Below are 15,227 nucleotides of genomic sequence, written 5' to 3' on the forward strand. Positions count from 1 at the left end.
GGGTTAACTCACCCGTAAATTTTTTAACGATTTGCTCATAGACTGCGCCGAAGCGGGGAAGATGGGCGATCGCGGGACACGCGGGCCCATTCCGAGGCGGCTCCCTTGGGGGAGGCCGCACCCTCCGGGCGAAAAATTCGTCGCCCCGTACGTTTTGACGTTTACGCAAACGTCAAAGTTTTATACACTCCCTCCCCAAGGACCGGACGCTTGTCCGTGGCATAGGTGAGGAACGCGAGAAATGCCGATCTACAAGGCCCCCGTGAATGACACGCTTTTCATCCTGAACGACGTCCTGTCGCTGGAGCGCTACAACAACCTGCCCGGTTTCTCCGACGCGACCGGCGACATGCTGGAAGCGATTGCCGGCGAGGCGGCGAAGCTCGCCGAGGAAGTGCTGTTCCCGGTCAATCTTTCGGGCGACCAGGAAGGCTGCAGGCGCAACGATGACGCCACGGTGGTAACGCCGAAGGGCTACAAGCAGGCCTTCGACCTCTACCGCCAGGGCGGCTGGATGGGCCTTGCCGTGCCGGAGGAATTCGGCGGCCAGGGCCTTCCCTATGTGCTGCACACCGCCGTCGGCGAATACATGTCCTCGGCCAATATGGCGCTGACCATGTATCCGGGCCTGACGCAGGGCGCGATCGCCGCGATCCTCGTGCACGGTTCCGACGAGCAGAAGGCCGCCTACCTGCCGAAGATGGTCGAGGGAACCTGGACCGGCACGATGAACCTGACGGAGCCCCATTGCGGCACCGACCTCGGTCTCCTGCGCTCCAAGGCCGTGCCGCAGGCCGACGGCTCCTACAAGATTTCCGGCCAGAAGATCTTCATCTCCGCCGGTGAGCACGACATGTCGGAGAACATCGTGCACCTCGTCCTTGCCCGCATCGAGGGCGCGCCGGAAGGCGTGAAGGGCATCTCGCTCTTCATCGTGCCGAAATACGTCCTCAAGGACGACGGCACGCCGGGAACACGCAACACGGTCTCCTGCGGCGCCATCGAGCACAAGATGGGCATCCACGGCAATTCGACCTGCGTCATGAACTATGACGAGGCGAAGGGCTTCCTCATCGGCACGGAGAACAAGGGCCTCAACGCCATGTTCGTGATGATGAACGAAGCGCGCCTCGGCGTCGGCCTGCAGGGGCTTTCGATTGCCGAAGTCGCCTACCAGAACGCCGCCAACTATGCCCGCGAGCGCCTGCAGGGCCGCTCGCTGTCAGGCGTCAAGAACCCCGATGGCAAGGCCGATCCGCTGATCGTACACCCCGACATCCGCCGCGCGCTGATGACCATCAAGGCCTGGACGGAGGGCGGCCGCGCCTTCACGCTCTGGACGGCGCTGAAGTCCGACATCGCCCACCGCTCCGCCGACGAGACGGAACGCCAGTCCGCCGACGACATCCTCGGCCTGATGACGCCGATCCTCAAGGGCGTGCTGACCGACAAGGGCTTCGACCATGCCGTCATGGCCCAGCAGGTCTTCGGCGGTCACGGCTATATCGAAGAGCACGGCATGAGCCAGTATGTGCGCGACGCGCGCATCGCCATGATCTACGAGGGCGCCAACGGCATCCAGGCGCTCGACCTCGTCGGCCGCAAGCTCGGCATGAATGGCGGCCGTGCCGTCATGGCCCTGTTCAAGGAAATCGGTGATTTCTGCGAGGAGAACCGTGGTGACGAGAAGCTCGCCCCCTTCACCAAGGCGCTCAAGAAGGGCTTGAACGACCTTCAGGCCGGAACCATGTGGTTCATGCAGAATGCCATGGCCAAGCCCGACAATGCCGGCGCCGGCTCGACCGACTACATGCACCTCTTCGGCCTCGTCGTCATCGGCTACATGTGGGCGAAGATCGCCAAGGCCGCGGAAGAGGGGCTTGCGAACGGCGCGGGCGAGCGCGAAGACTTCCTGAAGAACAAGCTGATCACGGCAAGGTTCTTCATGGAACGCCTGATGCCGGAAACGGGCCTGCGCAAGACCCGCATCGAGGCCGGCGCGGACACGACGATGGAACTTGCCGCCGAGGCGTTCTGACGCTTTCCACCCCTCTCCCCGAATGCGGGGCGAGGGGCTACAGTCGCAAGCCGCGAGCCATGAATTCTAGGGCGCGACGCGCCGCAGGGAGAAGAGACCAATGACCGACGTCTTCATCTACGATCACGTGCGCACCCCGCGCGGGCGCGGCAAGAAGGACGGTTCGCTGCACGAAGTGCCGTCCGTCCGCCTCGCCGCCAAGGTGCTGGAAGCGGTGCGCGACCGCAACGGGCTGGATACCAACAAGGTCGACGACATCGTCATGGGCTGCGTCGATCCCGTCATGGATGCCGGCGCCGTCATCCCGAAGGCCGCCGCCTTCGAGGCCGGCTATTCGAACCGCGCGCCGGGCATGCAGATCTCGCGCTTCTGCGCCTCCGGCCTCGATGCCGTGAACTTCGGTGCGGCCAAGATCGCACAGGGCGCCGACGACATCGTCATCGCCGGCGGTGTGGAGAGCATGTCCCGCGTCGGCCTCGGCATGTCGGGTGGCGCCTGGTTCATGGACCCCTCGGTCAACTTCCCGGCCTATTTCATGCCTCAGGGCGTTTCGGCCGACCTGATCGCCACCAAATACGGTTTCTCCCGCGACGACGTCGACGCCTATGCCGTCGAGAGCCAGAAGCGTGCCGCCCATGCCTGGCAGAACGGCTACTTCAAGAATTCCGTCGTGCCGGTGAAGGACATCAACGGCCTGACGATTCTCGCCCATGACGAGCACATGCGCCCGGGCACGGACATGCAGGCGCTCGCCCAGCTCCAGCCTTCCTTCCAGATGCCCGGCGAGATGGGCGGCTTCGAAGCCGTCGCCATCCAGGCGCATCCGGAAATCGAAGGCATCAACTACGTGCACCATGCCGGCAATTCCTCGGGCATCGTCGACGGCGCGGCCGCCGTGCTGCTCGGCTCGAAGGAAGGCGGCAACATCCTCGGCAAGAAGCCGCGCGGGCGCATCAAGGCCTTCGCCAATATCGGCTCGGACCCGGCGCTGATGCTGACCGGCCCGGTTGACGTCACGGAAAAGCTGCTCGCCCGCACCGGCATGAAGCTCTCCGACATCGACCTCTTCGAGCTGAACGAAGCCTTCGCTGCCGTGGTCCTGCGTCACATGCAGGCCTTCGACATCCCGCACGACAAGATGAACGTCAACGGCGGCGCCATCGCCATGGGCCACCCGCTCGGCGCGACCGGCGCGATGATCCTCGGCACCGTGCTCGACGAACTGGAACGCCGCGATCTCAACGTTGCCCTCGTTACGCTCTGCATTGGCGCGGGCATGGGTACGGCGACGATCGTCGAACGGGTCTGAGATGGGGGACGGCCGGCCGGACCGGGACTTGTATGAACGGGTGCGAAACGAGGTGCAGCAGGAATTCGCTCACCTCCATCGCGAGAAGGACATGAAAGACGACTACGCGGCCTTTACCAAGGTCAAGACCAAGGAGGAGGCCTGCACAGTGCGCGCCGGCCTCCGCGGCGAGTTGCTCTTCTGCTTCCTGTTCATCGGTCTCGCAGGCCTGGCCATCGCCTACCTCTGGTAAGAAATTTCTGGAAAGAGGAATCCATCGTGACAGACAATTTCATCACCGAAAGGATCCGCCCATGACGAGCCCGACGCGGCGCAGCTTTCTGACCCTCATCGGGGCCGGTCTCATCGCCTCCTCGGCCGAGGCGGGCGACAGCTTCGTGCTGTCGGGCACTGTCACCTATGCAGCAAAGGGCGCGATTCCGCCCGGCCGGCTGACGATCCGGCTGGAGGAGCAGGGCATCATGGATGCGCCGGCCCGGCGCATCGCCGAGACGACGGTCGTCAGCAAGGGCGACCGGCATTCCATCCGCTTTTCGATGCGGGTGAAGCGTTCGGCGCTGCGCAGGGCGGTCGATCCGGGCTTTACCGTCCGTCTCGAACGGCACGGCCGCCTCATCGCCACCAACACGACGAAACAGGGATATAGCGGCCGGGGCAAGTCCTCGCTGCAGATCGAACCCATTCTCTACTGAGGGGGAGAAAACCATGAGCGCATACAAGAACTTCACCATCGAGACCGACGCTGACGGCATTGCGCTGGTCACCTGGGACATGCCTGAAAAGTCGATGAACGTCTTCACCGTCGAGGTGATGGACGAACTCGACAGGATCATCGACCAGGTCGTGGCCGATGCTGCCATCAAGGGCGCGGTCATCACGTCGGGCAAGTCCTCCTTCTCGGGCGGCGCCGATCTTTCGATGATCAAGGCGAGCTTCGATCTCCTGAAGGACGCCGAGGCGACCGATCCGGCAACTGCCGTGCAGAAGCTGTTCGATGCCACCGGCCGCATGACCTGGCTGTTCCGCAAGCTGGAGACCTCGGGCAAGCCGTGGGTCTCCGCCATCAACGGCACCTGCATGGGCGGCGCCTTCGAAATGTCGCTCGCCTGCCACGGCCGCGTCGCCTCCAATGCCAAGTCGGTCAAGATCGCGCTGCCTGAAGTCAAGGTCGGCATCTTCCCCGGTGCCGGCGGCACCCAGCGCGTGCCGCGCCTTGCCAATGCGCAGGACGCCCTGCAGATGATGACGACCGGCTCCTCGCTGACGGGCGCGCGCGCCAAGGCGATGAACCTCGTGCATCAGGTCGTCGAGCCGGACCAGCTCATCCCTGCCGCAAAGCAGATGATCAAGGACGGCCTCAAGCCCGTGCAGCCTTGGGACGAGAAGGGCTTCAAGGCTCCCGGCGGCGGCATCTGGACGCCGGCTTCCGCCCAGCTCTGGCCGGCCGCCCCCGCGATCCTGCGCCGCGAGACCGCGGGCAATTATCCGGGCGCGCTCGCCATCCTGAAGTGCGTCTATGAAGGCCTGCAGGTTCCCTTCGAAACGGGCCTGAAGATCGAACAGCGCTACTTCACCTATATCCTCCAGACGACCGAAGCCTTCTCGATGATCCGGTCGCTGTTCATCTCCATGCAGGAACTCGGCAAGGGCGCGCGCCGCCCGGCCGGCGTGCCGAAGGCGGAGTTCAAGAAGGTCGCCGTCGTCGGTGCCGGCTTCATGGGCGCTTCCATCGCCTATGTCACCGCTGCCGCCGGCATCCCGGTCGTGCTGATCGACCGCGACCAGGAAGCCGCCGACAAGGGCAAGGCGCATTCCGAAGGCCTCGTCACCGGCGCCATCGGCAAGGGCCGCATGTCGAAGGAAGACGGCGAGAAGCTGCTGTCCCTCATCACCCCGACGCCTGACTATGCGAGCCTTGCGGACGCCGACCTCGTCATCGAGGCCGTCTTCGAGGATCGCAACGTCAAGAAGGAAGTTACCGAAAAGATCGAGGCCGTGCTGCGCGAGGACGCGATCTTCGCCTCCAACACCTCGACCCTGCCGATCACCGGCCTTGCCAAGAATTCCAAGCGCCCGAACCAGTTCATCGGCATCCACTTCTTCTCGCCGGTCGACAAGATGATGCTGGTGGAAGTGATCCTCGGCAAGGAGACGGGCGACAAGGCGCTGGCCACCGCGCTCGACTACGTCGCGGCGATCAAGAAGACGCCGATCGTCGTCAACGACACGCGCGGCTTCTACGTCAACCGCTGCGTCTTCCGCTACATGGCCGAAGCCTATGACATGCTGATCGAAGGCGTGCCGGCGGCGATGATCGAGAATGCCGCCAAGATGGCTGGCATGCCGGTCGGCCCGCTGTCGCTCAACGATGAGGTCGCCGTCGATCTGTCCTACAAGATCTTCAAGGCCTCCATCGCCGATCTCGGCGCCGAATCCGTCGATCCGCGCCATATGGAGCTGGTCACGAAGCTGGTGGAAGGCGAAGGCCGCCTCGGCCGCAAGGCCGGCAAGGGCTTCTACGACTACCCGCCGAAGCCGGCGAAGAAGAAGCTGTGGCCGGGCCTGAAGGACCTCTATCCGCAGCAGAAGCCCGACGATGTCGATATCAAGGTGATCAAGGAGCGCCTGCTCGTCACCATCGCTCTGGAAGCGGCCCGCACCATGGAAGAGGGCATCGTCACCGATCCGCGCGAGGCCGATGTCGGCTCCATCCTCGGCTTCGGCTTCGCCCCCTACACGGGCGGCACGCTCTCCTACATCGACGGCATGGGCGTTAAGACCTTCGTCGCGCTCTGCGAGAAGCTGGCTGCGAAGTATGGAAGCCACTTCCAGCCGACGGCCCTCCTGAAGGACATGGCCGCCAAGGGCGAGACCTTCTACGGCCGCTTCGCGCCGGACGCCAAGAAGGCGGCCTGAGCCGCCCTCCCAACGCCCCGGTTCAGGCCCGCCGCCTGAGCCGGGGCGTTTTTCATTAGAAGTCGTTCCTCCGCGATCTTTCCCCTTTGCCCCATTTCCGCCTTTCCCGCGCGCTTCTTGCCGCGAGGGCGGGGACGGCTTATCTGGGAGGGGCATGAACTTTTGGAGAATCAGCCCATGTCGAACGGCGTGAACGGCTTCCTCGGCGACACACCGGTGCGCGTGATCATCAAGCTCCTGATCCTGTCGGTGGCCGTGGGCTTCCTGATGTCGATCTTCGGGCTCTATCCCGACGACATCCTCTTCGCCGCGCGCGATTTCGTCATCGACCTCTGGAACAAGGGCTTCAAGACGCTGGGCAAGCTTGGCGACTACCTGCTGCTGGGTGCGGTCATCGTCATTCCGGTCTTCGTCCTCATCCGTCTCCTGAGCTACCGCCGCTGATGATCTCTTCCCGTCGCGCCTTCCTCGCCGCCTCCGCGGCGGCCCTCGCCGCGCTTGCCGCCGGCTGCTCCACCACGCGCCCGCCGGCGCCTTCCGCCGGCAAGGGCAGCGACCAGACGGCCGCATCCCTCGGCCTCGTCAACAAGCTGAGGGCCGGGCGCGGACTGCCGGCGCTGACGATGGACAAGGCGGCGCAGCGCGCGGCGATGGACCAGGCGAGCCGCATGGCGGCGGCCGGCAAGATGGAGCACAATATCGGCCTCGGCGCGAATTTCGGCAAACGCATGAAGGGCATGGAGGTCGTCCTGCCGGCGGCCGAGAACATTGCGGCGGGGCAGGACAGCGCGACCGAGGCCTTCGATGCGTGGTATCGCTCGCCGAAGCATCTCGCCAACATGCTCGGCAATTATCGCGGCCTCGGTGTCGCGGCGGTTTCGAACCCGGCCTCGGGCGGCCGGCGCTACTGGGCGATGGTGCTTTCGAACTGAACGGCTGAAGGGGAACCCGGGGGAGGGGCCATGAGCGCGGCGACGATAGAAGGGAACGACGGGGCAGGTCCTTTCGAAGTGACGCACCGGCTCGTGCTGTCCATCGCCATTCCCATGACGCTCGGCTTCCTGACGACGCCGCTGCTCGGCCTGACCGATACGGCGGTGGCCGGGCGGCTCGGCTCGGCCGATGCGCTGGCGGGGCTTGCCGTGGGCGCGGTGATCTTCGATCTCCTGCTGGGCAGCTTCAATTTCCTGCGCGCCTCCACCACCGGCCTCGTCGCACAGGCCTATGGGCGTGGCGACCGGCGCGAGGAGCAGGCCGTCTGCTGGCGCTCGCTCACGATCGCGCTTTGCGCGGGACTGATAATCGCGCTCCTCTCGCCATTGCTGCTCTCCGCCGGGCTTTTCCTGATGGCGCCGTCGCCGGCAGTTGCGGAGGTGACCTCGACCTATTTCATGATCCGCGTGCTGTCCGCTCCGATGGCGCTCGCCAACTACACGCTGCTCGGCTTCGTGCTCGGGCGCGGGCAGGGTATGACGGGGCTGCTGCTGCAGGCCATCATCAACGGCATCAACATCGTGCTGTCGATCGGCCTCGGCCTTGGATTGGGCTGGGGGATCGCCGGCATCGCCTGGGGCACCTTCGCCGGCGAGACGGTCGGCCTGCTGGCAGGCTTCCTCATCGTCGTGTCGCGCTTCGATCGCGCCCATCGGCCGACGCGCGTGGAAATCTTTGCGCGCGAGCGCATGCGGGCGCTCTTTTCGCTGAACCGGGACATCATGATCCGCACCTTCGTGCTGATCGGCTCCTTCGCCATCATGACGCGCATCGGCTCGTCGATGGGGCCGCTCGTTCTGGCTGCCAATGCGGTGCTGATGAACCTCTTCCTTGTCGCCGGCTACTATCTCGACGGTCTTGCCAATGCCGCCGAGCAGCTCGTCGGCCGCGCCTTCGGTGCCGGTTTCCGCCCCGCCTTCGACCGGGCGGTGAAGCTGACCGTGATCTGGTCCTTCGGCCTCGGCGCGGCAACGACGGTGCTCCTGCTCCTTTTCGGAACGGATGTGATCGCCCTGCTGACGACGACGGAGAGCGTACGGGTCGAGGCGGCGAAATATCTGCCCTGGGCGGCGCTAACGGCGATCAGCGGGGCACTCGCCTTCCAGATGGACGGTGTGTTCATCGGCGCGACCTGGTCTTCGGCCATGCGCAACATGATGCTGGCGGCCTTCGTGGGCTATATCGCGGCGCTCGCCCTCTTCGTGCCGCTCCTCGGCAATCACGGGCTGTGGCTCGCGCTGAATCTGTTCCTGGTGTTTCGGGGGATATTCTTTGCGCTACGCCTGCCGGCGCTGGCGGACCGGCAGTTTTCCGGGGCGGGCCGGAGCTGATCTCCGGCCCTTCGCTGCCGAGCCAATTCAGGCCGGCTGTGCGCGGCGGAGGATCGTGAGGCCGAGAAGATCGAGCGGTCCCGTTTCCGACCGGTTCGGCCTTTCATCGTCCTCCGCGTCGATTTCGGCCCTCGCGCGCAGCCAATGCGAATATTCGCGCCCTTCCGGACGGCCTTCCTCTTCCCAGATTTCGTGAGCCCGTTTGCGGATTCGTTCGTTGCGATCGTCCATCGTATCGTCCCTTCCTGGCCTTTTCGGCCGTTCGGGCGGGATCGGTGCAGGCTACCGTCGATGCGAATCGGCTTCTGCCGAACACTCCACCCGCAAGGGAGTAACCCTGGCAGGCGCGTTTGGTTCCCGTGTGGCGATCAGAGGGCGCGGTCCGCCCAATGGGCGGTGCGGGTGCCGCGCAGCGCGGAAATCGAGGCGACCTGCTCGCGATCGCAAAGCCGCGAGAGGCCGTTCACGATCTCGCCGGGCAGCGTCGGCCCGGCATAGACCATGCAGGAATAGAGCTGCACGAGGTTCGCTCCGGCGCGAATCTTTTCCGCCGCCGTCTCCGCCGAGGAGACGCCGCCGACGCCGATGATCGGCAGGTCGGCGCCGACACGCCGGCGCATCTTGGCAAGCACGATGGTCGATTTTTCGAAGAGCGGCTTGCCGGAAAGGCCGCCGGCCTCGCCGGCATGGCGGGTATCGCGAAGGCCTTCGCGCGACAGCGTCGTATTGGAGACGATGAGGCCGTCGAGCGGATGGGCGAGCACCACTTCGGCGATATCGTCGAGGCCCTCTTCCGTGAGGTCGGGTGCGATCTTCAGGAAGACGGGAACCGGGCGGCCGCTGCGGGCCTGTTCCTCGGCGCGGGCGGCAAGCACGGCGGACAGCAGCGCATGAAGGCTTTCCTTCGCCTGAAGGTCGCGCAGGCCCGGCGTGTTGGGCGAGGAGATGTTGGCGGTGAAATAGCGGGCGACGTCGTAGAAGGTGCGGATGCCGGCCACATAATCCGCGATGCGGTCCTCGCTGTCCTTGTTGGCGCCGATATTGACGCCGATCAGCGCGTCGCGCCGGCAGGTCTTCAGGCGCTCTAGGGCGGCGGCGTGGCCGGCATTGTTGAAGCCGAGTCGGTTGATGACGGCATCGTCCTGCGTCAGGCGGAAGATGCGCGGCTTCGGGTTGCCGTCCTGCGGGCGCGGCGTGACGGTGCCGATTTCCGTGAAGCCGAAGCCGAGGCGCAGCAGCGCTTCCGGCACCTCCGCGTTCTTGTCATAGCCGGCGGCCATGCCGAGCGGATTGGGGAAGGCGATGCCGGCGACGGTCTGGGCCAGACGCGGGTCGGCCTTGGCCGGGCAGGCGGGCACGACGCCGGCCTTCAGCGCGGCGATGGAAAGGCCGTGGGCGGTCTCGGGATCGAAGAGGAAGAGGCCCTTGCGGCCGAGGCTCGAGAGGAAGGACATCAGAAGGACATCTCCGGAAACTGGTGGGCGCCATCGGGGCCGAGCGGCAGGGGCTTTTCCCAGAGGACGGCGGAAAGCGGCAGGTCGGCATAAAGATGCGGGAAGAGATCGCCGCCGCGCGAAGGCTCGAAGAGAAGCTTTTCGCCGAGTGCATCGCTATTGATGGCGACGAGAAGGAGGTCGCCCTGGCCGGCGAAATGGCGGGCGGCGGTCTCCTTTGCCTGGGTCGCGGTGGAGAAATGGATATAGCCGTCCGCAAGGTCGATGGCGGCGCCCTTGAAAATCCCGGCGTCCTTCGCATTTTGCCACAGACTTGCCGGAACGATCTTGTAGATTGTTTTGGCCATCTCGTCCGTTTCTCCATCGGCTGCCGCGTCTACCGGTAGCGCTTGCCGCAAAGAACGGCGAATGTCCACCGGCGACAGGCCCGGAAACCGGCTCTTGGAGGATTTTGCATGCGAATCTCTGTTCTGCCCCTGACCTTCGCCGCCGCGCTGCTTGCAGGCTCCGCCCATGCCGAGGGCGAGGGGCGCTACCGCATGGAGAAGACGGAGACCGGCTTCGTTCGGCTTGACACTGCCTCGGGCGATGTTTCGCTATGCCGCGAGCAGGACGGGCAGATCGTCTGCCGCATGGCGGCGGACGAGCGCGCGGCCTTCGAAAAGGAGCTGGAGCTGCTCACCAAACGCGTCGAGGCGCTCGAAAAGGGCGGTGCAACCAGCCTGACGGACGCAAAACCCTCACTACCGTCGGATGAAGAGATTGACCGGACGATGAGCATCATGGAAAAGATGATGCAAAGGTTCATGGGCATCGTGAAGAACCTCGAGGACGGCGAGGAGGAAGCCGTCCCCGGGAAAGCGGCGCCGCAGAAGACCTGACGGGCTTTCCTGCGCCGGCCGGGCCGTGCTGCGTCCGTCACGGGGTCTACTCTTGGGAGGGAGCGCATGGCATCGGCACTCACCATCATCATCGCGGATGACCACCCGCTGTTCCGCGGCGCGCTGAAACAGGCGCTCACCGGAATGGCGGGCAATCCCGATATCGTCGAGGCGGGCGATTTCGAGGCGGCGCGCAAGGCGGCCACGGACCATCCGAATGCCGATCTCCTGCTGCTCGACCTTGCCATGCCCGGTGTCAGCGGCCTTTCCGGCCTGATCTCGCTGCGCGCGGAATTCCAGAGCCTTCCCGTCGTCATCGTCTCGGCCAGCGATGATCCGGCCACCATCCGCCGCGCGCTCGATCTCGGCGCCTCCGGCTTCATCTCCAAGTCCGCCTCCATCGAGGATATCCGCGAGGGCATCGGCTCGGTGCTGGAGGGCAATATCTATACGCCGGGCGGCTATGTACGCGGGCCGGAGCAGGACAGCGAAGTGGCGGACCTCATCGCCCGGCTGCGTACGCTCACCCCGCAGCAGTCACGTGTCCTCGCCATGCTGGCCGAGGGCCTGCTGAACAAGCAGATCGCCTACGAACTCGGCGTCTCCGAGGCGACCATCAAGGCCCATGTCTCGGCGATCCTGCTGAAGCTCAATGTCGACAGCCGCACCCAGGCGGTCATCCAGCTCGGCAAGATCGGGGCGGCGCAGGCGGCTGCCTGAACCGGAAGCCTACTCCGCCGCCTCTCGCTGCAACGCCGAAAACTGCGTCAGCCATGCCCGCATGGAAGCGGGGCGCACTGGCTTGTTCTGCACGAGGATATTGTCCCGCTCGGCCTCGGCCCGAACGTCCGGCGTGCGGTCGGCGGTGACGAGGAGGGCGGGCACCTCGCGGCCGAGCGCCGCCCGTAGCTTGCCGATGGCGGAAATGCCGGTGCCGTCGTCGAGATGGTAGTCGGCGATGACGGCATCGATGATGGGGGGATCGGCGGCAACCAGCGTCTCGACCGCCCCGACGGAATCCGCCAGCGTCACCGTGCAGCCCCAGCCGGACAGCAGCAGCCGCATGCCGTCGAGAATCTTCGGCTCGTTGTCGATGCAGAGCACACGCAGTCCCTTCAGCGGCTCGTCGCTGGCCGGCACCGCGGCGGGCTTGTCGGCGACGTGGCGGCTGGCGGCGGTATCGACGGGCACGCGCACCTTGAAGCTGGTGCCGCGGCCCGGCGTCGATTGCAGCTCGACGGGATGGGAGAGCACGCGCGAGATGCGGTCGACGATGGACAGGCCAAGCCCGAGGCCGGGCGCGGTGCGTGCACCCTCGTCGAGCCGGGCGAATTCCTTGAAGACGGTGCGGAATTTCGAGGCGGGGATGCCGATGCCGGAATCGAGCACCTCGATGGTCGCCTGTCCGCCCCTGCGGCGCACGCCCACCAGGACCCCGCCGGAATTGGTGTATTTGATCGCGTTCGACACGAGGTTCTGCACGACGCGGCGCAGGAGGTTCGGGTCTGTGCGGATGGCGAGCGAGGAGGGGAGCACGGTGAATTTCAGGTTCTTCGCCCGCGCCATCGGGGCGAAATCGGTCTCGATGCGCTTCAGGAGATCCTTCAGCGGCACCGTCTGCACGCGCGGTTTCATCGCGCCCGTATCGAGGCGGGAAATGTCGAGCACGGCGCCGAGGATGGCCTCCACCGATTCCAGCGAGGAATCGATATTGTGGATCATCTCGCGGTTCTCCGTCTCGCCCAGCCGCTCGACGAGCGAGGAGGAGTAGAGCCGCGCGGCGTTGAGCGGCTGGAGGATGTCGTGGCCGGCGGCGGCGAAGAAGCGCGTCTTGCTGATATTGGCCTCTTCCGCGGCGGCGCGCGCCTCGGCAAGCTCGGTATTGACGCGGGTCAGTTCCACGGTGCGCTCGGCGACGCGCTGCTCCAGCGTCTCGTTGACCTGCTTGAGGGCGCGGTCGGAGGCGACGCGGTCGGTGATGTCGGTATAGGTGGAGACGAAGCCCTTTTCCGGCATGGCATTGGTGCGGATTTCGATGATGCGCGCGCCGCCGGACAGTACCAGCGCGAAGGGTTCGTCGAAGGTCATCGTGCGGGTGATCGCCGCCGCGCGGTCCGCCTCGGCGATGTCGCCGCGCTCGACAAGGATGTCCACGATATCGGCGAGCGGGAAACCGACCTGGCCGACATATTCCGGCAGGTCGAGAAGCTGGCGGAAGCGGCGGTTCCAGACCGTGAGGTTGCCTTCGCTGTCGAAGACGGCGATGCCCTGGTCCATCTGGCCGAGCGCGGTCTGCAGCATGTCCTGATTGTATTGCAGCGCCTCGCTTGCCTGGTCGAGCAGCCAGTCCGTGTCCGTCGGCGTGTCGTCGATGCGCTGGAGCACGAGGGAAAGCACGAGGCGGGCGGAGGAGGAGCCGATGGCGCTGCCGAGAAGCTGTTCGGAGAAATGCACGATGGCGGCGTCGGCCGGCGCGTTGTCCTCCAGCCAGCGGCCGGCCTGCCGCTCGTAGGTGTGGAAGGACCGCTGCATGCGCTCCTCGCCGAGATATTTGGCGATGGTGGACTTGAGGTCCTTGACCGTCACCTTCGTGCGCCGGCCCCGGAAGGCCCGCTCGAGGCGCGGCTTGGAGCGGATGAAGGTGCCGGCCTGCAGGCGCTCCAGCGAGGTCGGGTTGCGGGTGAGCGAGCCGACGACATAGGCGCCGACATTGACCATCATGGCGATGAGGGTCGCGTTGACCAGCGGATCGGCCGCTTCGCCCGTGAAGACGGTCGAGCCGGGGAAGAGGAAGCCGAGCACGGTTTCGGCGACGAAGGCGTTGTCCGCGACCCCGATGCTCGGCAGGAAGAGCAGGTAGGCCCACACGACGAGGCCGGAAATCATGCCGGCCATGGCGCCGCGTGCATTGGCGCTGCGCCAGAACAGGCCGCCAAGCAGGGCCGGCGCGACCTGCGCCGCCGCCGCGAAGGCGAGCAGGCCCATGGAGGCGAGGCCCGCATTGGCGGTCGCGGCACGATAATAGGCATAGCCGAGCAGCAGGACGAAGAAGATCGCGAGCCGCCGGATGCGCAGCAGCATGCGCGACAGGTCCTCCTGCTGCTCGACGCCGCCGATGAGGTTGCGCCGGAGCACGACCGGGATGACGATGTCGTTCGACACCATGATCGACAGCGCCACCGAGGCGACGATGACCATGGCGGTTGCGGCGGAGAAGCCGCCGATGAAGGCGACGAGCGTCAGGATCGGCTGGTCGAGCGCGAAGGGCAGGGTCAGCACGTAGAGGTCGCCGTCGCCCTGGCCGTTGAAGGTCATCACGCCGCCGATGGCGACGGGCAGCACGAAGAGGTTGATGGCGATGAGATAGAGCGGGAAGAGGAAGCCCGCCGTGCGCAATTCACCGGCCGTGCGGTTCTCCACGACCGTGACGTGGAACTGGCGCGGCAGCATGACGATGGCGAAAGCGGAGAGCACGATGAGCAGGATCCAGCGCGCAACCGGCGTCTCGTAGCTTAGCGACTGCATGACGCGCTCGTTCTCCGCGGCGCGCCGCCAGAGGTCGCCCGGGCCGTCGAACATGAAGTAGACGACATAGAGGCCGACCGAGGCGATGGCGACCAGCTTGACCAGCGATTCCATCGAGATCGCGAGGATCAGGCCATCCTGGTGCTCGGTCGCGTCCGTGTGGCGCGTGCCGAAGACGGTGGCGAAGCAGGCGAGGAAGAGCGTCACGACCAGAGGCAGGTCAACGAGGCCGCCCGAGGCGGCGATGCCGAAGCCGGTCGTATCCACCATGGCGGCGACGGAGCTGGAGACGGCTTTCAGTTGCAGCGCGATATAGGGAATGTAGCCGATCAGCGAGATGAGCGCGACGACGGCGGCGATGCCCGGATTCTTGCCGTAACGGGCGGCGACGAAGTCGGCGATGGAGGTGAGGCGCTCGGACTTCGCCAGCGTCACGATGCGGCGAATGAGCGGCATGCCGAGCGTGAACATCAGGATCGGGCCGATATAGATGCCGATGAATTCCAGCCCGTGGGTGGTGGCAAGGCCGACGCCGCCGAAATAGGTCCAGGAGGTGCAGTAGATGGCAAGGCTCAGCGCGTAGACAAGCGGCCGGCCTTTCGACGTGTGGCCGGAGCGCCGCGCCTTGCGGTCGCCGTAGCTGGCGACCGCGAAGAGCAGCAGCAGATAGGCGAGCGCCAGGGCGAATATCAGCGAGCCCGGCATGCATCCTCCCGCAATCCTTCGGCCTTCTTGTGAGAGAATAGGCCAAAGCGGGGGCGAAGGAAATTGCGCCGAAGG

At 65.6% G+C, this 15,227-nt stretch carries 14 protein-coding genes; 10 read left to right on the forward strand and 4 right to left on the reverse strand.

From position 1 onward, the window contains the following. Window positions 1-241 precede the first annotated feature (241 nt). From MOE34_RS00780 to MOE34_RS00815, 8 genes are all read left to right on the forward strand, one after another. Window positions 242-2,038, forward strand: coding sequence for an acyl-CoA dehydrogenase C-terminal domain-containing protein (locus MOE34_RS00780; RefSeq protein WP_242219911.1), 1,797 nt, complete (start codon window positions 242-244; stop codon window positions 2,036-2,038). A 100-nt stretch (window positions 2,039-2,138) separates the two neighbouring features. Continuing rightward, complete coding sequence (locus tag MOE34_RS00785; protein WP_242219914.1) at window positions 2,139-3,347, forward strand: acetyl-CoA C-acetyltransferase; 1,209 nt, start codon at window positions 2,139-2,141, stop codon at window positions 3,345-3,347. 91 nt (window positions 3,348-3,438) lie between these two features. Further along, a complete protein-coding gene (locus tag MOE34_RS00790; RefSeq protein ID WP_242219916.1) occupies window positions 3,439-3,579 on the forward strand; it encodes a hypothetical protein in 141 nt (46 codons plus the stop codon). Window positions 3,580-3,640: 61 nt separating this feature from the next. After that, window positions 3,641-4,039 (forward strand): YbaY family lipoprotein, encoded by a 399-nt coding sequence (locus MOE34_RS00795; RefSeq protein WP_242219918.1) that lies wholly within the window; start codon window positions 3,641-3,643, stop codon window positions 4,037-4,039. Between the two features lie 13 nt (window positions 4,040-4,052). Further along, a complete protein-coding gene (locus MOE34_RS00800; protein WP_242219920.1) occupies window positions 4,053-6,263 on the forward strand; it encodes an FAD-dependent oxidoreductase in 2,211 nt (736 codons plus the stop codon). A gap of 177 nt (window positions 6,264-6,440) precedes the next feature. Then, window positions 6,441-6,707 carry a DUF6460 domain-containing protein gene (locus MOE34_RS00805; RefSeq protein WP_242219922.1) on the forward strand — a complete coding sequence of 89 codons (267 nt, stop codon included), beginning with the start codon at window positions 6,441-6,443 and terminating at the stop codon, window positions 6,705-6,707. Further along, window positions 6,707-7,195 (forward strand): CAP domain-containing protein, encoded by a 489-nt coding sequence (locus MOE34_RS00810; protein ID WP_242219924.1) that lies wholly within the window; start codon window positions 6,707-6,709, stop codon window positions 7,193-7,195. Before MOE34_RS00805 ends, MOE34_RS00810 begins: the two co-directional genes overlap by 1 nt. Before the next feature lie 30 nt (window positions 7,196-7,225). Next, the gene (locus MOE34_RS00815) at window positions 7,226-8,587 is read left to right on the forward strand and encodes an MATE family efflux transporter (protein ID WP_242219926.1); all 1,362 of its coding nucleotides are present in this window, start codon (window positions 7,226-7,228) and stop codon (window positions 8,585-8,587) included. Between the two features lie 27 nt (window positions 8,588-8,614). Here the strand turns inward: MOE34_RS00815 and MOE34_RS00820 are convergent, their stop codons facing one another. The 3 genes from MOE34_RS00820 to MOE34_RS00830 all read right to left on the reverse strand — a co-directional run bounded on the left by MOE34_RS00820 (window position 8,615) and on the right by MOE34_RS00830 (window position 10,388). Continuing rightward, the gene (locus tag MOE34_RS00820) at window positions 8,615-8,818 is read right to left on the reverse strand and encodes a DUF2934 domain-containing protein (RefSeq protein ID WP_242219929.1); all 204 of its coding nucleotides are present in this window, start codon (window positions 8,816-8,818) and stop codon (window positions 8,615-8,617) included. Between the two features lie 137 nt (window positions 8,819-8,955). Next, window positions 8,956-10,041, reverse strand: coding sequence for a quinone-dependent dihydroorotate dehydrogenase (locus MOE34_RS00825; protein ID WP_242219931.1), 1,086 nt, complete (start codon window positions 10,039-10,041; stop codon window positions 8,956-8,958). Next, window positions 10,041-10,388: a DUF952 domain-containing protein gene (locus tag MOE34_RS00830; RefSeq protein ID WP_242219933.1), complete on the reverse strand. Its 348-nt coding sequence runs from the start codon at window positions 10,386-10,388 to the stop codon at window positions 10,041-10,043. The genes MOE34_RS00825 and MOE34_RS00830 overlap by 1 nt, the downstream gene beginning before the upstream one ends. Before the next feature lie 108 nt (window positions 10,389-10,496). On the opposite strand from MOE34_RS00830, the gene MOE34_RS00835 reads away from it, so the two are divergent. Together MOE34_RS00835 and MOE34_RS00840 are read left to right on the forward strand one after the other, a co-directional pair. Continuing rightward, window positions 10,497-10,922: a hypothetical protein gene (locus MOE34_RS00835; RefSeq protein ID WP_242219935.1), complete on the forward strand. Its 426-nt coding sequence runs from the start codon at window positions 10,497-10,499 to the stop codon at window positions 10,920-10,922. A gap of 66 nt (window positions 10,923-10,988) precedes the next feature. Beyond that, the gene (locus MOE34_RS00840; protein WP_160787780.1) at window positions 10,989-11,642 is read left to right on the forward strand and encodes a response regulator; all 654 of its coding nucleotides are present in this window, start codon (window positions 10,989-10,991) and stop codon (window positions 11,640-11,642) included. 9 nt (window positions 11,643-11,651) lie between these two features. Here the strand turns inward: MOE34_RS00840 and MOE34_RS00845 are convergent, their stop codons facing one another. Further along, the gene (locus tag MOE34_RS00845) at window positions 11,652-15,152 is read right to left on the reverse strand and encodes a hybrid sensor histidine kinase/response regulator (protein ID WP_242219937.1); all 3,501 of its coding nucleotides are present in this window, start codon (window positions 15,150-15,152) and stop codon (window positions 11,652-11,654) included. Between the last annotated feature and the right edge of the window lie 75 nt (window positions 15,153-15,227).

The sequence above is a fragment of the Shinella zoogloeoides genome (assembly GCF_022682305.1).
Taxonomy (GTDB): Bacteria; Pseudomonadota; Alphaproteobacteria; order Rhizobiales; family Rhizobiaceae; genus Shinella; species Shinella zoogloeoides_B.